This window comes from Flavonifractor sp. (genome assembly GCF_019422385.1).
Lineage (GTDB): Bacteria > Bacillota > Clostridia > Oscillospirales > Oscillospiraceae > Flavonifractor > Flavonifractor avistercoris.
In genome coordinates this window covers 1-20,607 of sequence record NZ_JAHZDL010000042.1, presented here as the reverse complement: position 1 = coordinate 20,607, position 20,607 = coordinate 1, and the positions used below count along the sequence as shown (strand labels likewise).

General features: G+C 63.9%; 22 protein-coding genes and 2 other RNA genes. 7 read left to right on the top strand and 17 right to left on the bottom strand.

Going from position 1 to position 20,607, the window contains the following annotated elements:
• The 4 genes from rplK to rpmG all read right to left on the bottom strand — a co-directional run.
• On the bottom strand, positions 1-290 hold a 290-nt coding region (gene rplK / locus QZ378_RS07210), incomplete at its 3' end, for a 50S ribosomal protein L11 (protein ID WP_291257796.1).
• 95 nt (positions 291-385) lie between these two features.
• The gene (nusG, locus tag QZ378_RS07205) at positions 386-907 is read right to left on the bottom strand and encodes a transcription termination/antitermination protein NusG (protein WP_087236829.1); all 522 of its coding nucleotides are present in this window, start codon (positions 905-907) and stop codon (positions 386-388) included.
• An 8-nt stretch (positions 908-915) separates the two neighbouring features.
• On the bottom strand, positions 916-1,221 hold the full coding sequence (gene secE / locus QZ378_RS07200) for a preprotein translocase subunit SecE (protein ID WP_087236828.1): 306 nt from the start codon (positions 1,219-1,221) through the stop codon (positions 916-918).
• Positions 1,222-1,265: 44 nt separating this feature from the next.
• Positions 1,266-1,430, bottom strand: coding sequence for a 50S ribosomal protein L33 (rpmG, locus tag QZ378_RS07195; protein WP_009259908.1), 165 nt, complete (start codon positions 1,428-1,430; stop codon positions 1,266-1,268).
• Positions 1,431-1,747: 317 nt separating this feature from the next.
• Here rpmG and ruvX point away from each other — a divergent pair, with 317 nt between their 5' ends.
• Complete coding sequence (gene ruvX, locus QZ378_RS07190; RefSeq protein ID WP_291257795.1) at positions 1,748-2,173, top strand: Holliday junction resolvase RuvX; 426 nt, start codon at positions 1,748-1,750, stop codon at positions 2,171-2,173.
• 514 nt (positions 2,174-2,687) lie between these two features.
• Here ruvX and QZ378_RS07185 read toward each other — a convergent pair.
• The 6 genes from QZ378_RS07185 to QZ378_RS07160 all read right to left on the bottom strand — a co-directional run bounded on the left by QZ378_RS07185 (position 2,688) and on the right by QZ378_RS07160 (position 6,526).
• A complete protein-coding gene (locus QZ378_RS07185; RefSeq protein WP_087236825.1) occupies positions 2,688-3,044 on the bottom strand; it encodes a sulfite exporter TauE/SafE family protein in 357 nt (118 codons plus the stop codon).
• Positions 3,044-3,412: a sulfite exporter TauE/SafE family protein gene (locus QZ378_RS07180; protein WP_191529074.1), complete on the bottom strand. Its 369-nt coding sequence runs from the start codon at positions 3,410-3,412 to the stop codon at positions 3,044-3,046. The genes QZ378_RS07185 and QZ378_RS07180 overlap by 1 nt, the downstream gene beginning before the upstream one ends.
• 45 nt (positions 3,413-3,457) lie before the next feature.
• Positions 3,458-4,174 carry a ThiF family adenylyltransferase gene (locus QZ378_RS07175; RefSeq protein ID WP_191529075.1) on the bottom strand — a complete coding sequence of 239 codons (717 nt, stop codon included), beginning with the start codon at positions 4,172-4,174 and terminating at the stop codon, positions 3,458-3,460.
• Between the two features lie 69 nt (positions 4,175-4,243).
• Complete coding sequence (locus tag QZ378_RS07170; RefSeq protein ID WP_291257794.1) at positions 4,244-5,839, bottom strand: peptidylprolyl isomerase; 1,596 nt, start codon at positions 5,837-5,839, stop codon at positions 4,244-4,246.
• Between the two features lie 163 nt (positions 5,840-6,002).
• Positions 6,003-6,206, bottom strand: a non-coding RNA gene (ssrS, locus tag QZ378_RS07165) — 6S RNA.
• Positions 6,207-6,217: 11 nt separating this feature from the next.
• Entirely contained in the window at positions 6,218-6,526 is a 309-nt protein-coding gene (locus tag QZ378_RS07160; protein ID WP_087236821.1) for a DUF1292 domain-containing protein, read from the bottom strand.
• A 303-nt stretch (positions 6,527-6,829) separates the two neighbouring features.
• On the opposite strand from QZ378_RS07160, the gene QZ378_RS07155 reads away from it, so the two are divergent.
• Positions 6,830-9,541 (top strand): transglycosylase domain-containing protein, encoded by a 2,712-nt coding sequence (locus QZ378_RS07155; RefSeq protein ID WP_291257793.1) that lies wholly within the window; start codon positions 6,830-6,832, stop codon positions 9,539-9,541.
• Positions 9,542-9,799: 258 nt separating this feature from the next.
• On the opposite strand, the gene QZ378_RS07150 is transcribed toward QZ378_RS07155, so the two are convergent.
• The 5 genes from QZ378_RS07150 to QZ378_RS07130 all read right to left on the bottom strand — a co-directional run bounded on the left by QZ378_RS07150 (position 9,800) and on the right by QZ378_RS07130 (position 15,344).
• Positions 9,800-10,636, bottom strand: a complete 837-nt coding sequence (locus QZ378_RS07150; RefSeq protein WP_291257792.1) for a hypothetical protein — start codon at positions 10,634-10,636, stop codon at positions 9,800-9,802.
• 9 nt (positions 10,637-10,645) lie between these two features.
• The gene (locus QZ378_RS07145) at positions 10,646-12,007 is read right to left on the bottom strand and encodes a hypothetical protein (protein ID WP_191529078.1); all 1,362 of its coding nucleotides are present in this window, start codon (positions 12,005-12,007) and stop codon (positions 10,646-10,648) included.
• The gene (locus QZ378_RS07140) at positions 11,994-13,781 is read right to left on the bottom strand and encodes an ATP-binding protein (RefSeq protein WP_366935143.1); all 1,788 of its coding nucleotides are present in this window, start codon (positions 13,779-13,781) and stop codon (positions 11,994-11,996) included. The genes QZ378_RS07145 and QZ378_RS07140 overlap by 14 nt, the downstream gene beginning before the upstream one ends.
• A 295-nt stretch (positions 13,782-14,076) precedes the next feature.
• Positions 14,077-14,787, bottom strand: a complete 711-nt coding sequence (locus QZ378_RS07135; protein WP_087236817.1) for a response regulator — start codon at positions 14,785-14,787, stop codon at positions 14,077-14,079.
• 20 nt (positions 14,788-14,807) lie between these two features.
• The gene (locus QZ378_RS07130; protein ID WP_291257791.1) at positions 14,808-15,344 is read right to left on the bottom strand and encodes an NUDIX hydrolase; all 537 of its coding nucleotides are present in this window, start codon (positions 15,342-15,344) and stop codon (positions 14,808-14,810) included.
• Between the two features lie 186 nt (positions 15,345-15,530).
• On the opposite strand from QZ378_RS07130, the gene QZ378_RS07125 reads away from it, so the two are divergent.
• The 5 genes from QZ378_RS07125 (at position 15,531) to trmB (ending at position 19,090) form a co-directional block, all read left to right on the top strand.
• A complete protein-coding gene (locus QZ378_RS07125) occupies positions 15,531-16,025 on the top strand; it encodes a hypothetical protein (protein WP_291257790.1) in 495 nt (164 codons plus the stop codon).
• A 64-nt stretch (positions 16,026-16,089) separates the two neighbouring features.
• Positions 16,090-16,563, top strand: a complete 474-nt coding sequence (gene smpB, locus QZ378_RS07120) for an SsrA-binding protein SmpB (protein WP_087236814.1) — start codon at positions 16,090-16,092, stop codon at positions 16,561-16,563.
• 40 nt (positions 16,564-16,603) lie between these two features.
• Positions 16,604-17,125, top strand: coding sequence for a peptidylprolyl isomerase (locus tag QZ378_RS07115; RefSeq protein WP_291257789.1), 522 nt, complete (start codon positions 16,604-16,606; stop codon positions 17,123-17,125).
• A 276-nt stretch (positions 17,126-17,401) separates the two neighbouring features.
• Positions 17,402-17,749: a transfer-messenger RNA gene (gene ssrA, locus QZ378_RS07110) on the top strand.
• Between the two features lie 660 nt (positions 17,750-18,409).
• Positions 18,410-19,090 (top strand): tRNA (guanosine(46)-N7)-methyltransferase TrmB, encoded by a 681-nt coding sequence (gene trmB / locus QZ378_RS07105; protein ID WP_191379170.1) that lies wholly within the window; start codon positions 18,410-18,412, stop codon positions 19,088-19,090.
• A 45-nt stretch (positions 19,091-19,135) separates the two neighbouring features.
• Here trmB and QZ378_RS07100 read toward each other — a convergent pair whose 3' ends face one another.
• Positions 19,136-19,888: a hemolysin III family protein gene (locus tag QZ378_RS07100; RefSeq protein WP_291257788.1), complete on the bottom strand. Its 753-nt coding sequence runs from the start codon at positions 19,886-19,888 to the stop codon at positions 19,136-19,138.
• A gap of 229 nt (positions 19,889-20,117) precedes the next feature.
• A partial coding sequence (locus QZ378_RS07095) for a TOBE domain-containing protein (RefSeq protein WP_291257787.1) occupies positions 20,118-20,607 on the bottom strand: 490 nt, incomplete at its 5' end.

Below are 20,607 nucleotides of genomic sequence, written 5' to 3'. Positions count from 1 at the left end.
ACCTTGGTCTTGTTGGGCACACCGGAGCCGGACTCGATGTTGCAGGCCTTCTTGATGAGGACGGCGGCGGGAGGGGTCTTGGTGATGAAGGTGAAGGAACGGTCGGCGTAGACGGTGATCACCACGGGGATGATCAGGCCGGCGTCGTTCTTGGTGCGCTCGTTGAACTCCTTGGTGAAGGCGGCGATGTTGATGCCGTGCTGACCAAGGGCGGGGCCGACGGGGGGCGCGGGAGTCGCCTTGCCCGCGGGAATCTGAAGTTTCACATAACCAGTAATTTTCTGTGCCATTTGAAACAGCACCTCCTACGATAAATGTGGTTGGAAGCGGAACTGCAGGGCAGTCCCTCCCACGTGCGGGGAATCGGGCCGCAGGGCCCGGGATGTCATTCGACCGGCTCGACCTGATCCAGCTCCAGCTCTACGGGGGTTTCGCGGCCGAACATGGAGACCACCACCCGTACCTTGCTGCGATCCAGGTCGATCTCCTCCACGGTGCCCAGGAAGGACTCCAGAGCGCCGTCGGTAATCTTCACGTTGTCGCCCACCTGATAGCCGACCACCACCTCGCGCTTTTCCACGCCCAGGGCGGCAATCTCTTCGTCTGTCAGGGGGATGGCCTTGTTGCCGGAGCCAACAAAGCCAGTGGCGCCGCGGATATTGCGCACCAGATGCCAGGTGTCGTCGGTCATCACCATCTTCACCAGCACATAGCCGGGAAAAACCTTGCGCTCCACGGTCTTGGGGCCGTTGTCCGTGATCTCGGTAACCGTCTCCAGGGGGATGCTGACCTCCTGGATCAGGTCGCGCAGACCGCGGTTCTCCACGGCCTTCTCGATGCTGGCGGCCACGGTGTTCTCATAGCCGGAATAGGTATGCACCACATACCACTTCGCGTTGTCAGCCATGCCGCACCTTAACCCTTACCGAAGAGATCCAGCAGGGCGGTGATCACGGCGCCGGCCAGGGCATCAAACACCCAGATGCAGATGCCCACGATGATGCAGCAGACGATCACGATCACGGTGTTGTTGATGGTCTGCTTGCGAGTGGGCCACTGAACCTTTTTCAGTTCGCCCTTCATATCCTTGAACCACTTGCCGATGCGGGCGAAGACGCCGGGCTTCTTGTCAGCGGGCTTCGCGTCCTTCTTCTTCTCGGCCTTCGCGGGCTTGTCGGCGGCCTTGTCGGCGGCCTGTTCCAGCTTCTCGTTTTCAGACATTCCGTTTCACCCTTCTTTCTTCTGCGCCATAATCAGAGCACGCATTACTTGGTCTCGTTGTGAACCGTGTGCTTCCTGCAGAAGGGGCAGTACTTGTTGAGTTCCAGACGGTCGGGAGTGTTCTTCTTGTTCTTGTTGGTGTTATAGTTCCGCTGCTTGCACTCGGAGCAGCGCAGGGTGATCTTCACCCGGTTGCCGGCTTTCGCCATGTTCGGCACCTCCTTCAATGATTGGCCGCGGACAGCAAAAAAGCTGAACCCGGCCGCGGGCCGAATCCAGCAACGCACCACCGGCAGAAAAACGGCCGGTCAAGTTCGTCACGGTGCGGATTCGGCATGCTTGCCTCCCTATGTCCTCCAGACGAGGGAAGGGTTTGTACGTCATCACACCGTAAAAATGCGCACAAAAAAAGAGCCCTTTTTCATAGGTGAATAGAGTCTATCACAGCTTCTCCCGGAAGTCAAGGATTTTTCCTTGTTTTTTTCCCGGTTCTCGGGTATATTGGGGGAGAAAAGGAGTGATTGGATTGCGCATCATGGCGATTGACTACGGAGACGCCCGAACCGGGGTGGCCATCTCCGATCCCACCGGCCTGCTGGCCGGGTTTACCACGGTGATCCACAGCCGGAAGCCGGAGGCGGTGGCGGCGGAGCTGGCCCGGCTGGTGCGGGAGCACCGGGTGGATGAGCTGGTCATGGGCTTCCCCCGCAACATGGACGGCACTGAGGGCCCCCGGGCCGAGCTGTACCGCGCCTTTGCGGAGCAGGTGGAGGCCGCCTGCGGCCTCAAGCCGGTGCTGTGGGACGAGCGGCGCACCACCGTGGAGGCCCACAGCATCCTCCACGCCTCGGGCAAGCGGATGAAAAACCACAAAAAAACCGTGGACGCGGTGGCGGCGACTTTAATTTTAGAAGGATACCTCACCTTCAAGCGGGCGCGGGGACAGGTGTAGGGCGCGGCATCCCTGACGCGCCGCCCGCAGGGCGGTATGACAACTGCCAGGCCCGTAGGGGCGGATATCATCCGCCCGCTTGCCCCCGCCACCGCTGGCCCCGTGGGGCGCGACGACTCGGCGCGCCGTCCGTAGGGGCGACCTGTGGTCGCCCGTCATTTGCTGGGGAACCCCCCGGGGACGCGCCTGCGCGGCGGGCGCCCCCATTTCTTCCCAAAGAAATGGGGGGAAAGAAGGGCCAGGGGCTCCGCCCCTTGGATCCCCCCAAACGGGGGCTCATGGCGGCGGTGGGCTGTACGGACAGGGCAAAAACCAACCGCGCATTGCCGCCCGTTTTCCCGGCAATCATACTACAGGCGCTGCCGCGCCCCGGGCGGCACGCATCGGGATTACCCTGCAAGCCCCGATGGCCGCTGCGCTGTACCGGGTGCGCCCGCCGGGCCGCCGGGAGCCTGGAGCGGATGCGGAGGCCCCGCACCCACTGCAGCCGTGGAATTTTTCGTGCTCGTTACCGTCACGTTTTGGCGAACAGTTCCCGCAGGCCCACCACGAGGAGGAAGCCGCCGAAGCAGCGGCGGAGCAGCTCCACGTCCAGCCCGGTGGCCAGCCAGGCGGCCAGGGCGGTGCCCGCCAGCCCGGCCAAGGCGGCGGGCCAGACGGTCTTGCCGTCGATATACCCGTTCTTGATGTGGGCGGGCAGGGCGGTGGCGGCGGCGGGCAGGAAGTAGAGCAGGTTGACCCCCTGGGCCAGGTTCTGGGGCACGCCGGCGAAGGTGGTCATATAGATGAGCAGCAGGGTACCGCCGCCGACGCCGAAGCCGGAGAGGATGCCGGTGGCGGTTCCGGCCAGGAGGGGGAGCAGCCAGCCCATCAGAAGAACAGGGCCTTGGCCCCGCCGTAGAGGATGAGCAGGGCGAAGGCCCGGCGGAGCCACACCATATTCAATTTCTTGAACATCCGCCCGCCCAGAAAGCCGCCGAGCAGCCCGCCCAGCAGATAGGGCAGGGCCAGCATGAAATCCAGCCCGCCCCGGAGCCAGTAGATGGCGGAGGACAGGGCGCACAGGGGCAGGATGGCGGCGATGGAGGTGGCGAAGGCCTGCCGCTGATCCAGGCCGCACCACCGGGTGAGCAGGGGCACCAGGAGCATCCCCCCTCCCCCGCCGAAGAAGCCGTTGGCCAGCCCGGCGGCCCCGCCGGCCACGGCGCTGCGGAATTTGGAGCCGGATTTTTTCTGCAAAAAGCATCCCTCCCTTGGCCATAGTCTGCCAGGGGAGGGATGTTTTTATGCGCGCAGGCCGGCCAGGGCCAGTACCACGTCGCCGGCCAGCATGAGGCCGGCCGCCGGCGGCACCCAGGCCACGCTGCCGGGAACGGAGCGGCGGCCGGGGGGCGGGGCCTCGGTCTGGATGGGCGCCCGGGGCTCCTCCGGCGACCAGAGCACCCGGTGGTGGACGATGCCCCGGGCCCGCAGCTCCTTGCGCACCACCCGGGCCAGGGGACAGCCCTCGGTTTTGGACAGGTCGGAGATGCGGAACAGGGAGGGATCCAGCTTGTTGCCAGTGCCCAGGGAGGAGATGATGGGGATCCCCCGCCCCAGGGCGGTCTCGATCAGATCCAGCTTGCAGGACACCAGATCGATGCAGTCCACGATGTAGTCATAGGGGACGGCAAAGAATTTCTCCCGGCTGGCGGCCTCGTACTTCTCCGCCAGCACGGTGAGGCGGCAGGCCGGGTTGATCTGGGAGATGCGCTCCGCCATGGCGGCGGCCTTGGGCTGGCCCAGGGTGGACTCCAGGGCCTCCGCCTGCCGGTTCAGGTTGGTGAGGCCCACGTCGTCGTGATCCACCAGGGTGAGGGCGCCCACGCCGGAGCGGGCCAGGGCCTCGGCGCACCAGCTGCCCACGCCCCCCAGGCCGAACACCGCCACGTGGGCGGCGGCCAGCTTCTCCATGGCCTCCGGCCCCAGCAGCATCTCCGTCCTCAGAAATCGCTCGTCCATATACAGCTTCCTTTCAAAAAAGCGGACGGAGCGTGGCCCCGTCCGCTTTTTTCATGCTTGTTCCGCAGCTCAGCCCACGTAGTTGATGCCGCTGCCCTCGGTGGCCTCCAGGCCATCCTGGATCTCGGTAAGCCACGCGTTGTAGTCGGTTCCCCGCAGGGAGCTGTCCGCCGTGTTCTTCCACACCGGGTCGTCCCAGCTCTGGAAGTAGATCACGTGCCAGCCCTGCTGGCCGTCCTGGGGGTTCTCCAGCACGGTGGTGTCGCCCTCCTGGCGGGCCTCGTCAAAGATCCAGTCGTTGAAGGCCTCAAACATCTGGCCCTCATAGACCTGCTCATACAGGCCGCCGTTGGTGTTGGAGCCGGTGTCGTCGGAGTACTCATTGGCCAGCTCGCCGAAGGACTCGGCGGTCTTGTCGCCGGCCTCCCACTGGGCCAGCAGATCCTCGGCCTCCGCCTTGGCGGCGTCCAGGGCCTCCTGGGTGGGGATCTGGCTCTCGTCCACGTCCTCGGTGGACTCGTCGTCCTCCTGGGTCAGTTCGGCCTGGATCAGGATGTGGCGGATGTCCACGGTGGGCGTCTCGTCACGATAGCGATCCATGAACAGCACCACATAGTAGCCGGTGCTGCTGGAGGTGGTGCTCTCCGCCACGGTCACGTCGCCGGCGGTGCGGCCGGCATCCTGCATCCACTCCGAGTAGCTGGAGGCCAGGCCGCTGCCCACGGTGGTGCGCAGGGGGCTGTAGGTGTCCACGCTGTCCTCGCCCACATAGTCGGCCAGCAGCTCGCCAAAGGCGGCGGCCTTGTCGTCGGCCTCATTCAGGGCGGCGGCAAAGGCGTCGGCCTGGGCCTTGGCCTCCTCCATGGCGGCGGTGCTCTCCTCCTCGGTGGGCTCCACAGTGTTGCCCTCCTCGTCGGTGGTGGACTCGGCGGTGCCGTCGATAAAGGCATAGTAGTACTGGAAGGTATCCAGGGTGTCGGCGTTCTCCTCGTAGTAGGTCTGGATCTCCTCGTCGGTATAGGTCAGGCCGTCGTACACGCTGTTGGCGTAGCCGTTGATCAGGGCGGCCCGCTCCACGCAGTCACGGTAGGCGGACACGGTCATATACCGGCCAAAGGACATCTTCAGATAGCCTGCCAGGTTGAGGCCGTACTGCTCGGCGGTCTGGCGCATGCTCTCAATCTGCTGCTCGGCGGTGGCCTGATCCTCCTCGGTCATGGTGTAGCCGGCCTCGTCGGCGGCGTTCTGGAGGGCGGCCGCCTGGGTCAGGGCGGTCACGGCCTGATCCAGGAAGTAGTCGTGGTAGGTCTGGGTCTGGGCCTCATCCCGGTACTGCTCGGCGGGATCCACGCTGGTGTCAAAGCTGGACATGCCGTACTGGCTGTACAAGCTCTCCTGGCTCAGCGCGCTGCCGTAGTAGTACATCACGTCGGTGACGCTGTAGTCCCGGCCGCCCACGCTGACGGCCGTCTCCCGGCGCTGGAAGATGCCGGAGTGCCACACCAGCAGGATCACCACCAGGACGGCGACGATCACGCCGATGACCGTATACAGAACCGCCTTGCGCTTGGCGGCCTTCTGCTCCTGGAGCTCCTTCCGCTGGGTCTGGGTGAGCCCCTTGTTGGGGTCGCTCTGGCGCGTTTTCTTTTCTCTGGATGCGCTCATTTGTAGCTTCAGTCCTCTCAGTAATCTCCCCCGCAGAGGCGGGGTTTCCGTAGACGTTCAAATATTATACAGGAAAAACCCCGCCCGCGCAAGAGGAAAAGCAGGTTTTACAGTTTATTCAAACAGAGGAAAAAGAAAAAGCCCCACGAAGCTTCCGCTTCGTGGGGGCCCCGCTCTGGCCGTGCGAGCCCACTTAAAACCTGCACAAAATGGCAGGTGGGTTGCCTCCACGGCGCTTCGTCGCTTCCAACTTCCAGCCGCACCTCGGAGGGGGGCCGGGAGGCCTGCGGTTCACGCCGTGAGTTCTGGCATCCCGTTTGAGAGATGTGGGTTTAAATAGAGCCCGTCACGCACCGAGCAGGAAAATTTGTGTCCTTGTCAGTCCCCTTCGTCCTCGTCGGCAAAGAGGGACTCCATAAACTGCTGGTAGACCGCCTCCAACTCCTCGTCGCTGTCCAGGGTGGAGAGCTGCTCCTCCCCGTTTACCAGCACGGTCTTGAGGATGATGAGGCCGTAGTCCTCCTCCTCCCCGTCGGCGGGCTCGCCGTCCTGTCCGGCGGCCACGGCGGGGAAAAAGGCCATGTAGGTCTGGCCGTTGTACTCCAGGGTGTCCAGATGCTCCAGCTCAAATTCATTGCCGTCCTCGTCGGTGACGGTGATGAAATCCGGGCCAAATTCTTCACTCATATCGGCTACCTGCCTTCCGTTTCTTCCTGCTCTATTGTATCCCGTCCCGGCCCAAAATGCAAGAGTGTGGACAGCCAAATTTTTCATCCGGGGCATTTGGCTCCCGAAACGGCTGAAAAACATGAAATCAGCGGGGAAAATCCCCGGATTTTCCGCAGATAAATCATAAAATTATTCTAAAGCAGGGTATGATTAGGGTGGACAAGCGGGCAGATCATGGTATAATAGGCGCAAGGCGCCGTACCATGCGGCGCCGGACTTGCACCCATCCACCCGCGCTCACCGATTTACGGAGGTGTTCTTTTGGCTACAACATCCAATCAGGCCCCGCAGCCCGGACGGAAGCGGCCGCGCAGGCAGCGCTCCACCGCGGCGACGGTGGCCGTCACCATAGGCAAGGTGGTCGGCACCCTGCTGCTCATCGGGATCATCACCACGGTGATTCTGATCTGCTTCGCCGCCAGGTACATCCAGACGGTGATCATCCCCCAGGCCCACATCGAGGCCAACTTCGTCATGGATCAGACCAGCATCATCTACTATGAGGATCCCAACACCGGGGAGTATGTGGAGCATCTCTCCCTCCACGGCGATGAGAACCGCATCCTGGTGGACTATGAGGACATCCCGGAGGACATGATCAAGGCCACGGTGGCCATCGAGGATCGAACCTTCTGGGAGCACCACGGCGTCAACTGGCGCCGCACCCTCTACGGCGTGATTCTCATGTTCACCGGCCAGGACATCCAGGGCGGCTCCACCATTACCCAGCAGCTCATCAAGAACTTCACCGGCTATGACGATGTGACGGTGAAGCGGAAGATCCAGGAGATCTTCACCGCCCTGGATTTTGAGAAGAACTACTCCAAGGAGCAGATCCTGGAGTGGTACCTCAACTACATCTATCTGGGCGATACCTGCAGCGGCGTGGCCACGGCGGCGGAGCACTATTTCGGCAAGGATCTGTCGGAGCTCTCCCTGGCCGAGTGCGCCAGCATCATCTCCATCACCAACAACCCCACCATCTACGGCCCCAACTCCAACGAGCGCATGACCAATGAGGACGGCGAGGTGACCACCGGGCGGGAGCGCAACAAACAGCGCCAGGAGCTGGTGCTCTGGACCATGTGGGACCAGGGGATCATCACCGAGGAGGAGTACCAGGCCGCCGTGGCGGAGGAGCTGGTCTTCACCACCGGCGTGGACGAGAAGGAGCCCGACACCATCTACAACTGGTACGATGAGCAGCTCATTACCGACGTGATGAACGATCTGATGGAGCAGTACGGCTACTCCAGCCTGGTGGCCTCCGACATGGTGTATTCCGGCGGCCTGCGCATCTACGCCTGCGTGGATCAGAATGTTCAGAGCATTGTGGAGTCGGTGTACTCCGACCGGAGCAACCTGGATCTCACCAGCAACTCCGGCCAGGAGATCCAGTCCGCCATCGTAATTGTGGATCCCGAGGGCAACATTGTGGGCCTGGCGGGCGCCCTGGGGGACAAGACCACCAACCGGGGCTGGAACTACGCCAGCCACTCCCGGCGGCAGCCCGGCTCCTCCATCAAGCCTCTGAGCGTCTATGCCCCCGCCCTGGAGGCCGGGCTCATCACCCCCGCCTCCGTCTTTGACGACTACCCCGTCCAGGTGCTGGGCGGCAGCGCCTGGCCCCTGAACAACCCCCAGACCTACCGGGGGCTGGTGACGGTGGCCGACGCCCTGCGGGTGTCCTCCAACCCCGCGGCGGTGCGGGTGCTGCAGATGCTGGGCTTTGAGAACTCCTTCAACTTCATGCAGGACAATTTCCACATCGATCTGGAGGAGGGGCTGGAGGTCAACGGCGAGATCAAGAACGACCTGGGCTCCAGCCAGCTGGCCCTGGGCGGCCTGACCAACGGCGTGCGGGTCATCGATATGGCTGCGGCCTACTCGGTCTTCCCCCGGGACGGCCTGTATATCGAGTCCCGCACCTATACCCAGGTGACCCGCATCGCGGAGGACGGCACCGAAGAGGTGATCCTGGACAATACCAACCGGGAGCCGGAGGCGGTGCTCTCCAGCGAGACCACCTACTATATCAACGACATGCTCAAGGACGTGGTCACCGGCGGCAACGGCGCCACCGGCACCGCCGCCCAGATCTCCGGCATGACCGTGGCCGGCAAGACCGGCTCCACCAACTCCAACACCGACCGGTGGTTCGTGGGCTACACCCCCTACTACACCGCCGCGGTTTGGGTGGGCTATGACACGCCGGAGCGCATCTACGCCAGCGGCAACCCGGCCGTCACCATGTGGGAGAAGGTCATGAGCCAGGTGCACGAGGGCCTGGAAAACAAGGACTTCACCCAGCCGGACGGGCTGGTCACGGTGCAGATCTGCCGGGACAGCGGCCTGCGGGCCAGCGAGGCCTGCCTCAACGACCCCAGGGGCAGCCGGGTGCAGAGCATGACCCTGTTCGCCGACGACGTGCCGGCGGAGACCTGCGCCATGCACGTGTCGGTGGAGGTCTGCACCGACAGCCCGGTGCTGGACAGCAGCGGCACCGCCATCGAGGGCCTGTACCACCTGGCCGGAGAGTTCTGCCCCCGGGAGGCGGACGAGAGCCTGGGCATCACCGAGGGCACCGTCCAGACCATCGGCATCCTGGACTACACCCGGGAGCTGGTGGGCGGCGTGAGCTCCCCCGACGGCAACTACTTCAAGAGCTTCCTGGACGCCCAGGGCACCTGCGACGTCCACACCACCGCTCCGGAGCCTGTGGAGCCGGCGGGCTACGATCCCAACAGCTTCGACATCACGGATCCCTCCACCTGGCCGCCGGTGAACGACCCCCGGTATGAGAACTTCGACCCGGAGAACCCGGCCACCTGGCCCACGCCGGAGCCGGAGGAGACTCCCGGCACCGAAATCCCGGGCACCGGAGAGACCACCACGCCGGACACCACGCCTGCCCCGTCTCCCAATCCGGCGGAGACGCCGGGCAGCGAGCCCTTCATTCCGGCCTCCCAATGACAGTCAAAACCGCCCAGGGAGAAAGCCTCGCAGAGTCCCGTCCTCCGCAGAGGACGGAATAAAATCACAATCTGTCATTTCCGGCGACATGTGCGTCGGAAATGACACTTCTCATGGCGGAAGGGGTGACTTTGGGGAAGAAACCGAACCCCTTCCGCCATGCAGCCTCCTCAAAAAAGTGGCTGGAGCCACTTTTTTGACTCGCAAAAACCGCCCCGCCGGCTGTGTCGGCGGGGCGGTTCCTTTTTAGGCTCCGATTCAGGTCTGATCCGGGGTCAGAACCCCGGTATAGGCGTCCACGTAGTAGGAACCGCTGTCGGTGTCGATGCGCCACACCGGGGTGAGCTCCACCGGCCGGGCGGCTCCGCTGAGAAGGTAGCCCGCCGTCATGCCGTCCACCCGGCCGCAGACATAGCCCCCCTCGTTGATGCCGCTGAGGAAGCGAACCAGGATGGAGGCGGCGGACAGCGGCTCCCCCCGGGCAGAGGCCTGGGTGGAGGTGCCGAAGAGGCGGCTGCCCTCCAGATGTACCAGCTCGTCCCCCTCCCACGTCAGGACAACGCGGCAGGAGAATACCGGCACGTCCTCCCACTCCTGGTGGAAGGTCAGGAGAACCTGGCCCGAGGCCTCGTCCCGCTCCTCCGTCTCCAGCGCACCTTGGAAGCCGATACGCTCCAGGCAGGCCTGGGATGCGTCGACGTGGGAGCGGTCGTGCTCCTTCACCCAGGCTCCCGGCTGGAGGGAGACGGAGAAGGTGCCGTTCATGGAGAACTCCGCCGTTCCCCCCTCTCCCACATAGAGCTGGCGTACCTCGTTTTCCCCCTGGCGCTCCGCGCTTCCCAGCAGGGTCTGGGCCACCTGGGCCTCGCTCTCCCGGTCACGGGTGACGGTGAGCGGGCGCAGCTGGGTGTCTGCCGGCAGCCGCTCCGGGCCGAAGGTGATGCCGTTCTGTTCCAGCACGTCGATGGCGGCCTGGCGGGTCTCCTCCTCATAGCGGGCGCTGCGGCTCCCCTGGAGCCCGGCCAGGAGCAGGAGGCACACATTGACGCACACCAGCAGGAGCAGAATGATGTTTTTCAGCTTGGGCCATTCCATGGCGCACTCCTATCTGGCGACCCAGCCGGCTTGGACTGTGTCGCCGCCGTTGTCCGTATAGCACAGGAGCAGCTCCCGTCCCTCGGGGGACAGGGCGTCCAGGGCGGCGGCGGCCTGCCGCTCCGGGAGCAGAAGGCTGTGCTCCGCAGTCTCCTCGTACTCCCGGAAGCGCAGGGTATAGTCGGTGATCTGCCCGTCCTGTACGGTGAAGCGGGCGGCACATCCGTCCGCGGGCAGCAGAACGGCCGCGCCGTTGAGGCTGTACCCGAAGCTGACCGTCACGGCCCCGTCCTCGCCCGTCTCCACGCCGGCCAGATAGAGCCTGGCCGCGCCGCAGGTACGGCCCACCGTGTCCGCCGCCAGCCGGCGGGTGGTCTCCACTAGCTCGGTGACGGTGTAGCCATCCTCCCCCACCGGGTAGCGGATGGGGAGCTCCTCCGAGGTGTGGTAGGTCACGGTGCCGTCCCCGCCGATCTCCAGGGTCTCCCGGCCCAGGCGCAGCCGCAGGCCGCCGGGGATGGCGTAGATGGCGTCGCTGGACACCTGGAAGGAGAGGGACTCCTGGAGGGCCGAAACGGCGTTGGTGTCGGTTCCGGACAGGGGGGTGGAGGCGCGGAACACCGCCGGGCTGGGGGTGGAGGCGGAGAGGAGCACATAGGGATCCAGCCCGTCATAGCCGCCGCCCTCCTCCAGCTCAAAGACAAAGGAGGCGCCGTTGCCGCCGTAGCCGGTGACCAGCTCGTCCATGTGGCCCTCGTAGGCCACCGCTGTCCGGCAGGCATAATACAGGCCGTCTTCCACATTATGATAGTACAGGGAGACCCCGCCGCCATCGTCCCGGGCCACGGCCACCTGCCGGGCGGCGGCGGTGAGGTTGGGATTGCTCCCCCCCTCCACCATCCAGGCGTACAGGGCCTCCAGGGGGATGTCCCCCAGGAAGTCGAACCAGACGCCCGGGGCGCACAGGGCGTCCCGCCACGCCTGCTCCGTCACCTCAGACGGGGCGGCGGCGCTGGAGAGGGCCTCGCTGAGCAGGATGCCCAGGGAGGAGAACATCTGGTCGGTCTGGGCCGTGTCGTACTGGACGGCAAACCGCTCCGAGCCGTCGGAGACGGAGAGCCGCACCGGCTGGGCCGCGGCGGAGGACTGGATGGAGCCGCCCGGATCGCCGGTGGAGACGGTCTGCTCCTGCCGGAACAGGGACGTCAGGTTGTCCAGCCAGCCCCGGGGGCCCTGCCCGGCCAGCTCGTTGAACAGGAGCACCCGGAGGGTGAGGGCCAGGGCGGACAGGGTGAGCAGGACGATGAGCAGGCTCTTGAGCCGCTCCAGCCCGCTGTGCCTGCGGCGGCGGGGATACTTATTTCCAGCCATGGCCAGGCCCCTCCACCAGCAGCGTGATGCGCACCGTCAGGCCCGGGCCGGGGCGGTCTACCAGCTCGATGGTGCCCTGGTGGCGGTCAATGATCTCCTTGGCGATGGACAGTCCCAGGCCCGTGCCGCCGGACTCCCGGGAGCGGGCCTTGTCCACCCGGTAGAACCGCTCAAAGATGCGCCCCCTGTCCTCCTTGGGGATGCCGATGCCGTTGTCGGTGACCTCCATCCACACCCGCTTGCCCTGCACCCCGGCGGACAGGCGGATGCGCCCCCCGTCGGGGGTGTACTTGATGGAGTTGGACACCACGTTCATCATGACCTGGAGGATCCGCTCCCGGTCGCCCACGATCTCCGGCAGGCTGCTGGGCAGCTCCAGCTCCATGGTGTGGCCGTGGCGCTGGGCCTCCAGCCGGTTGGCCTGATATACGTCCCGCACCGCCTCCCCGAAGTCGAAGGGGGCCAGATTCAGCTCCGACCGGCCGGAATCAAACCGGGACAGGGTGAGCAGATCCTGCACGATGTGGGTCATGCGGTCGGACTCGTTGAGGATGACCCCCAGGAAGTTCTTCTCCGTCTCCGGCGGGATGTCCCCGGCGTTGTCCGCCAGGGTCTCGGCGTAGGAGCGGATGTTGGTCAGCGGGGTGCGCAGCTCGTGGGACACGTTGGCCACGAATTCCCGGCGCATCTCCTCGGTCTTGCGCTGCTCGGTCACGTCGTGGATCACCACCAGCACGCCGCCCAGCCGCTCCTGGTCGAATGGGGTGAGCAGCAGCTCCAGGCTGCGGCCGTCCACCTCCCGCTCCCCGTCCAGATAGCCGGGCTGCTCCACCGCCAGCACCCCCTGGAGGGGGGCCACGTCGGAGAACAGGGTGTCATAGCTCTCGCCGCCCCCGATGGGGATGGCCCGGCCCAGCATCTGCTCGGCGGCGGGGTTGGACTGGATCACCGTCCCGTCCCGGGAGAAGGCCACCACGCCGTCGGTCATGTGGAGGAAGAGGGTGCCCAGCTTGGTGCGCTCGTTCTCCACCTCCTCCAGGGTGCGCTTGAGCTGCTGCGCCATGTCGTTGAACGTGCCGGTGAGCACGCCGATCTCGTCCCGGGAGGCCACCTCGATCTTGTGGGAGAAGTCCCCGTCGGCCACCCGCTCGGCGCCCTCGGTAAGCCGCTCGATGGGGGTGGTCAGGGTCTTGGACAGCAGGAAGGACAGCAGCACCGAGATGATCAGGCCGAAGATCAGCGCCTCCACAATCAGGGTGATGAGCTCGCTGTTCAGGGCGGTGGCGTTGGCGCCGTTGTCCAGCACGTAGACGATGTACCGGCTGCCCCCCCGCTCCACCGCCACCGCCACGTCCATGTAGGAGGCGGTGGGGGTGCTGTCGCTGCTGACCTGCTCCCCCGCCAGCACCCGCATCAGGTTGCGGGAGTCGTCGGGCAGATCCTGTCCGGCGCTCTCCTCGTCGGAGCCGGCCAGCCAGTGGCCGTCGGTGCCGTCCAGCACGTAGTATTTCCGGTTTCGGTTGTCAATGCCCAGGGCGCTGTTGGCATTGAGAATATAGGCGATGCTGGAGGCACCGTCCTCCTCCCCCTCAATGGGCGTCCCCAGATCCGTCAGGAAGTCCGGGTCGCCGAAGGCCTCGGACATCTGGGTATAGAAGTCCTGGGTGTAGTAGTTGGCCACCGAGTTGATCAGGAACGCCCCCACCACGGTCATCAGCGACACGATGAGCAGCGTCATGATCAGCATCAGCTTCATGTGCAGGCTGCGAAACACGGGGAGCCCCCCTCCTGAGTGTGGATATTCTGAGCGGCTGCAGGCCCCGCTCAGGCGTTGAAGTAGTAGCCCAGGCCTCTGCGGGTCACCACAAACTGGGGAGAGGCCGGGTCATTACGCCCCGCACGGCAGGCCGTGCGGGAAGCCCAGTTCAGATTCTATCTGCTCGGCGGAACCGAATTCCGCCGGCATCAAGATTTTGCCCTTGGGGCAAAACGCTTGGACGGCGCTGAGCGCCGCCCCCGCTCTGCGGGGCCCCGTGGAGGACGACCCGGCGTCCACCCTTGGCATATGTTCAGGCGTTGAAGTAGTAGCCCAGGCCTCTGCGGGTCACCACAAACTGGGGAGAGGCCGGGTCGTCCTCCACTTTTTCCCGCAGGCGGCGGACTGCCACGTCCACGGCCCGCACGTCGCCCACGTAGCCCTCGTAGTTCCACACGTGCTCCATCAGGGCCTCCCGGGAGAACACCTTCCCCGGCTGGGAGGCCAGGAACTTGAGCAGCTCGTACTCCCGCTGGGTCAGCTCCAGGGGCTGGTTGTCCTTGTAGGCCACCATCAGATCCGGATCAATGGCGATGCGGCCGTGCTCAATGCGCTCTCCGCCGCCGGTCTGGGCGGCCCCCGCGGCGGCGGATACCATCTCATTGCGGCGGATGTTGGCCTTCACCCGGGCCAGCAGCTCCCGCATGGAGAAGGGTTTGGTGATGTAGTCGTCGGCCCCCAGCTCCAGGCCCAGAACCTTGTCGGTCTCCTCCTCCCGGGCGGTGAGCATGATCACCGGCGTGCTCCGGTTCTCCTTGCGGAGGTTGCGGCACACGTCGAAGCCGTTCATCTTGGGCAGCATCAGATCCAGCAGGATCAAATCCGGGTTCTGCTCCAGGGCCAACTGGAGCCCGGCGGCGCCGTCGTAGGCCTCCAGAGTCTCATAGCCCTCCCGGTTGAGGTTGAAGGTGAGAATATCCACAATGTTCTTTTCGTCTTCCACAATCAGAATACGCTTGCTCATCGTATGCTCCCCTTTCCCGTTTACAGGCCCAGCAGCAGCTTGGCCTTCAGCACCAGGGCCACCGTCTTGGCGTCGGTGATCTCCCCGGCCATCACCCGCTCCGCCAGCCGGGTGAAGGGTACCCGCTCCACCTCCAGGAACTCGTCCTCGTCGGGGTGGCACTCCCCCTGGGTCAGCTCCTGGGCCAGATACATGTGCAGCACCTCGCTGGAAAATCCGGGGGAGGCATACAGGCAGCCCAGATAGGTCAGCTTCCCGCAGCGGGCGCCCACCTCTTCCTCCAGCTCCCGCAGGGCGGCCAGGCGGTGATCCTCCCCCTTCTCCAGCTTGCCGGCGGGGAGCTCCTCCACCACTGCGCCAAAGGGGTAGCGGAACTGCCGCACAAGAGGCACCGTCCCGTCGTCAAACAGCGGCAGGATCGCCACCCCGCCGGGGTGCTCCACCACCTCCCGGGAGGCAATCCGGCCATTGGGCAGCTGTGCCCTGTCCAGGCGCACGGTAATGATCTTCCCGGAGAAGAGCACCTGGCTCTCCACCGTCTTTTCCATCAGTTCCATCCGGCCCATCTCCTTTGCCGCCGCGCGGCGTATCCTTGAGTAGTTAAGCAATATTATAGCATAGTTTTCCGCCCCGCGCCACCCTCTCCTTTGCCAATCCCCCCAATCATTACAGCTATCCAAACCTGCGGCCTATCCGGTATAATACCGCTCAGATATCCCAGTTCATGAAAAGGAGGCCCCGCCATGACCATCCAGCCCATCTCCGACGCCAGCGTGGCGCTGTACATCACCCCCGCCGATCTGAAGGAGCACGGCCTCACCCCCGCGGCCCTCACCCTGGAGGGGGCCCTCTCCCTGGCCCGGGACGCCTTCCGTGAGGCGGGCATCGAGCTGGCGGGGCCGGTGGAGATCGAGGCCTATCCCGGCACCTGCGGCGTGCTGGTGTTCGCCCGGGTGCGCCCGCGGTCGCGGGCCTGGTTCTCCTTCGGCGGCCTGGAGAGCCTGGCCGCCGCCGCCCGGGCCCTGCCGGAGCCCCGGCCGGACGCCGCCCTGCTCTGGTGGGACGACCGCTGGTGGCTCTCCCTGGAGGCCGGCGCGGCGGGGGCCGCCGCCCGCCTGTCCGAGTTCGGCCGGGCAGAGTCCTCCCGCCCCCACCTGGAGGCCAGCCTGGCCGAGCACGGCCGCCCGGTGTGGCGCCGGGACGCCCTGAACGCCCTGCTTACATACTTTCCCGTCTGACCCCTTGACAGCCGTGTTATAATAAATACCTAAGCGTGCAGGGCGGCATCCGGGAGGTGAGGACATGGACGGCAAGGGGATCAAGGTGATCGCCAAGAACAGCAAGGCCTACCACGACTACTTCATCGAGGATAAGTACGAGGCGGGCATTGAGCTGGCGGGCACCGAGGTCAAGTCCATCCGCCAGGGCCATGTCAACCTGAAGGACTCCTTCTGCATCGTCAAGGACGGGCAGATGCACGTCCATGGCATGCACATCAGCCCCTACGAAAAGGGCAACATTTTCAACAAGGATCCGCTGCGCGCCCGTCGGCTGCTGATGCACAAGCGGGAGATCCTGCGGCTTTTCGCCAAGGTGAAGCAGGACGGGTATGCCCTGGTGCCCCTGTCGGTGTACTTCCGGGGGCCGCGGGTGAAGCTGGAGATCGGCCTGGCCAAGGGCAAGAAGCTCTATGACAAGCGAGCCTCCGCCGCGGCCAAGGACGCCAAGCGGGAGATGGACCGCGCCATGAAGACCCGCGGCCGCCGCGACTACTGAGAAAACAGCGGGGCCCGGCCCCGGGAAAGGATGAAATTACATGGCTCAGAACCCCATTGTCACCATTGAGATGGAGAACGGCGGCAAGATGGTCGCCGAGCTCTACCCCGAGGTGGCGCCCAACACGGTGAACAACTTCATCAGCCTGGTGCAGTCCGGCTTCTACAACGGTCTGATCTTCCACCGGGTGATCCCCGGCTTCATGATCCAGGGCGGCTGCCCCAACGGCAACGGCATGGGCGGCCCCGGCTACTCCATCAAGGGCGAGTTCACCCACAACGGCGTGAAGAACGATCTCAAGCACGACCGGGGTGTTCTCTCCATGGCCCGGGCCATGCACCCCAACTCCGCCGGCAGCCAGTTCTTCATCATGGTGGAGAAGGCCCCCCACCTGGACGGCGAGTACGCCGCCTTCGGCAAGGTCATCGAGGGCATGGAGGTGGCCGATGCCATCGTCAGCGCCGACCGGGATCGGATGGATAAGCCCCGTCAGGATCAGCGGATGAAGTCCGTCACCGTGGAGACCTTCGGCGTGGATTACCCCGCGCCGGAGAAGTGCTGATTTCGAAGCTCAACAAACTCAAATTCACGCGGATATGTTCTGTGACCTCCCCTCTCCCGGCGAAGCCCAGCGCAAGCGGGTTCGCCGGGAAGGTGAGGAGCAAGGGAATGAAGTGAGGGATCCCGAAAGGGCGTCCCGAACGGAATGGACTTTGCAGAGTCAGGCCTCCAGGCGAAGCCCAGCGCAAGCGGGTTCGTCTGGAAATGGAGGAGCAAGGAAATGAAGCGAGGAATACCCGAAAGGGTGTTCCGAGTGAAATGTACTTTGCGACGACATGGGGGCGTACTGGTTTCGACGGGGACGTAGAGGCGGGAATAGCGGGCGGATGCGCCCAGCATCCTTAAAATGGGCAACTTATAAATTAAAGAACAACGATAACGTTGAGCTTGTCGCGGCTTAAGCCGTGACCGTCCCGCCCGGAAGGACCACGAGCCGGGATGGGGCGTCGTTGAGTGGTGCCCGTGTGTGCGCAAAGCTTTGAGCGCACCATGAACAATGAAGCTACCAAGCCCTGTAGTTTGACGGCCTACGCCAGGGCAAGGGAATGTAAATGACCGTCTGCGCCCGGAGAAGTTCCCGAGGAAGCGTTTTCGGACGGGGGTTCGACTCCCCCCGCCTCCACCAATCCTGCATCTCTTGATTTACAAGGGGTGCAGGATTTTTTCTTGCTCCCACAGCCGTTTCACGGATTCCGTGTCGCGTTGTGGGCTTCCTAATATTGGATTGAAATTCCAAAGAAAAGGGCCAAATTTACACACGAATTACACATGGGAAAAGCGGGGCCGAAGCCGCCGCTTTTATCCTTTTACGATGTGTTCGTAATACCGGGCCAGTTTATCCTTGGGCGCGTCCTTGTCGTTGAGAAATGTGTGCGACGTGTCGATGCCGTGTTGCCGGCCGCCGTGGCATAGTCGCTGCACATCGTGCACAGCCCGGTAATCCATATCAAAAAGATGAACGCCACAAGTTTGACGCTTAAAAGCGAAAATAGCCGCTTTTGCGCTCTTTGTCCAGGTAAAACTGGCTGCCCAACTGTTATGGTGCTCCTTGTGCGGTCAGCATACCTTATCGGGTTAAAAAGGTTGCTTTTCCGCCGTTTCTATGGTACTATTTCGATACTAAGAAGACAAGGTGTCTCAAGCAGCAGGTGAAATATCGATATATTTACAAAAATTCCCCCTGTGAAATTATCTCAAGCATACTTCCAAATTTTCAGTTTACCAAGTGGGGATGATTCCTGTCAGGCACCCTGCAAACTAGAGCTTATAAGGTGGACAGATACCCATGCGAATGAGAAGAAAGCCCAACTTGATCCCCCGGATGGAACGCTGTTCCCGGGTCCTGATCTCTGATCCGGAGGTGCAACGCGGAAACTGGCGGGCGCTGATGCCCGAGGCAGAGACGGTCTATCTGGAGTTAGGCTGCGGCAAGGGCCGCTTTACTGCAGAGACCGCGGAGCAGAACCCAAAGGCCCTGTATATCGCAGTGGAGCGGGTGCCCGATGCCATGGTGATCGCCATGGAGCGGGTATGCGCCAAAGAGCTGCACAACGTCTTTTTCGTGGATGGGGATGCAGCCCAGCTGCCCCAGTTCTTTGCCCCGGGAGAGGTCTCCCGCATCTACATCAACTTCTGCGACCCCTGGCCGGGCAACCGTCACGCCAAGCGGCGGCTGACCCATCCGGACTTCCTGCTGCGGTACCGGCAGGTGCTGTCGGAGGACGGGGAGATCCACTTCAAGACCGACAACCGGGATCTCTTTGAGTGGTCGCTGTTCCAGTTCCCCCGGGCGGGGTTTACCCTGTCCCAGGTGACCCGGGATCTCCACGCCGACGGTGTCTGTGGCGTCATGACCGACTACGAGGAGAAGTTCCACAGCCTGGGCACCCCCATCAACCGGTGCGTGGCCACAGTGGGCCCCCTGCCGGAGCCGGAGGAGCCGTCTGAAACGCCGGACAATCTGTAAAAGAAAACCGTCCCCGCCGTATCGGCGGGGACGGTTTCTTTTGATTTACAGGAGGGCCACCACCCGGTACATGAGCAGGTAGTGGAACAGGGAGCCCAGCAAAATAAAGACGTGGAAGATCTCGTGGCAGCCGAAGCGGGGATTGTCCCGGCCCGGCCACTTGACGGCGTAGAGCACGCCGCCCACGGTGTAGAGCACGCCGCCGCCCACGGCCCAGAAGAAGCCGGCAGAGGGGAGCACCTGGAGCAGCGGCACCAGGGCGGCCAGGGCCAGCCAGCCCATGAAGATATAGATGCCCGCGGTAAGCCAGCGGGGGGAGGAGATCCACGCGATGGTGAGTACCAGCCCGGCCAGGGCCAGACCCCAGATCACCGCAAACATGCCCCAGCCCCAGAACCCCACATCCCGCAGCACCACCAGGCACACCGGGGTATAGGTGCCGGCAATGAGGAAATAGATGGAGGCGTGGTCATATTTCCGCAGGGCGATGCGGCCCCTGACGGACACATTGCGGCAGTGATAGAGGGTGCTGGCTGTATACAGCCCCACCATGCTCACGCCGTAGATGAGGAAGGAGGCCACGTGCCACGCGCTCAGCCCCAGGGCCGCGCAGCGCAGCAACAGGAGCACGGTGCCGACCAGGGCCAGCACGGCGCCGATGCCGTGGGTAATGGCCGACCAGGGGCGCAGGCCGTCATAGGGATCCCGATCCTTCTCCCGCACTCTGGCCCGGCTGGGCGTGACCTGAACGGGGCAGAATGCCTCCTTCCGGCGCGGCAGCGCGTTTTCCATGTTCATAAGCTCACCTTCCTTTTCTATAGTATAACACCAATGGCGATATATAATCAATATAAATCTTAAATATAATTTTAAAAATTATATAGATAAATCTGGGAAAGAAGCCAAGTTAGGATCCCCGGCGGCGCCGCTCTCTATGCGGCCGACGGCGCAGCGTTTCCCGAAAGACTGGCGGACACAAAAAAGGATCCGCGGCCGGCAAACGGCCGCGGATCCTCATGGATCCTGCTTAGTACATCAGGTTCTTCTCAGTCTGGGGATCAAACAGGTGAATGAGCTCAGGACGGAAGGCGAAGCGGATCTCCGTGCCGTAGGGGATGCCGGCGCGGTGCTCCTCGGGCAGATCCATGGTGGGGATGCGCAGCACCACGTCCTTGCCCACGGCGTTGACGTGCAGGTACACCTCGCTGCCCATCATCTCGGACACGTCCACCTTGCTGGCGATGGTGTCGGGGGTGTTGGCGGTGGCAAAGGAGATGTGCTCGGGACGGATGCCCACGGTGACGGCCATGTCGCCCACGCCCTTCTCGGCCAGCAGCTTCTGGGCCACATCGCCCAGAACCACGGTGGCCTCGCCCACGGTGATCTGGTACTTGCCGTCCTTCTTGGCCAGCTGGCCGTCGAAGAAGTTCATCTGCGGGCTGCCGATGAAGCCGGCCACGAACAGGTTGGCGGGCTGGTTGAACACATCTTGGGGGGTGCCGATCTGCTGGATGAAG

Coding starts and splice junctions, on each gene's coding strand:
- nusG (WP_087236829.1), bottom strand. CDS start 907: ATGGCTGACAACGCGAAGTGGTATGTGGTGCATACCTATTCCGGCTAT.
- secE (WP_087236828.1), bottom strand. CDS start 1,221: ATGTCTGAAAACGAGAAGCTGGAACAGGCCGCCGACAAGGCCGCCGAC.
- rpmG (WP_009259908.1), bottom strand. CDS start 1,430: ATGGCGAAAGCCGGCAACCGGGTGAAGATCACCCTGCGCTGCTCCGAG.
- QZ378_RS07185 (WP_087236825.1), bottom strand. CDS start 3,044: ATGGGCTGGCTGCTCCCCCTCCTGGCCGGAACCGCCACCGGCATCCTC.
- QZ378_RS07175 (WP_191529075.1), bottom strand. CDS start 4,174: ATGGACGAGCGATTTCTGAGGACGGAGATGCTGCTGGGGCCGGAGGCC.
- QZ378_RS07170 (WP_291257794.1), bottom strand. CDS start 5,839: ATGAGCGCATCCAGAGAAAAGAAAACGCGCCAGAGCGACCCCAACAAG.
- QZ378_RS07160 (WP_087236821.1), bottom strand. CDS start 6,526: ATGAGTGAAGAATTTGGCCCGGATTTCATCACCGTCACCGACGAGGAC.
- QZ378_RS07150 (WP_291257792.1), bottom strand. CDS start 10,636: ATGGAATGGCCCAAGCTGAAAAACATCATTCTGCTCCTGCTGGTGTGC.
- QZ378_RS07145 (WP_191529078.1), bottom strand. CDS start 12,007: ATGGCTGGAAATAAGTATCCCCGCCGCCGCAGGCACAGCGGGCTGGAG.
- QZ378_RS07135 (WP_087236817.1), bottom strand. CDS start 14,787: ATGAGCAAGCGTATTCTGATTGTGGAAGACGAAAAGAACATTGTGGAT.
- QZ378_RS07130 (WP_291257791.1), bottom strand. CDS start 15,344: ATGGAACTGATGGAAAAGACGGTGGAGAGCCAGGTGCTCTTCTCCGGG.
- QZ378_RS07125 (WP_291257790.1), top strand. CDS start 15,531: ATGACCATCCAGCCCATCTCCGACGCCAGCGTGGCGCTGTACATCACC.
- smpB (WP_087236814.1), top strand. CDS start 16,090: ATGGACGGCAAGGGGATCAAGGTGATCGCCAAGAACAGCAAGGCCTAC.
- QZ378_RS07115 (WP_291257789.1), top strand. CDS start 16,604: ATGGCTCAGAACCCCATTGTCACCATTGAGATGGAGAACGGCGGCAAG.
- trmB (WP_191379170.1), top strand. CDS start 18,410: ATGCGAATGAGAAGAAAGCCCAACTTGATCCCCCGGATGGAACGCTGT.
- QZ378_RS07100 (WP_291257788.1), bottom strand. CDS start 19,888: ATGAACATGGAAAACGCGCTGCCGCGCCGGAAGGAGGCATTCTGCCCC.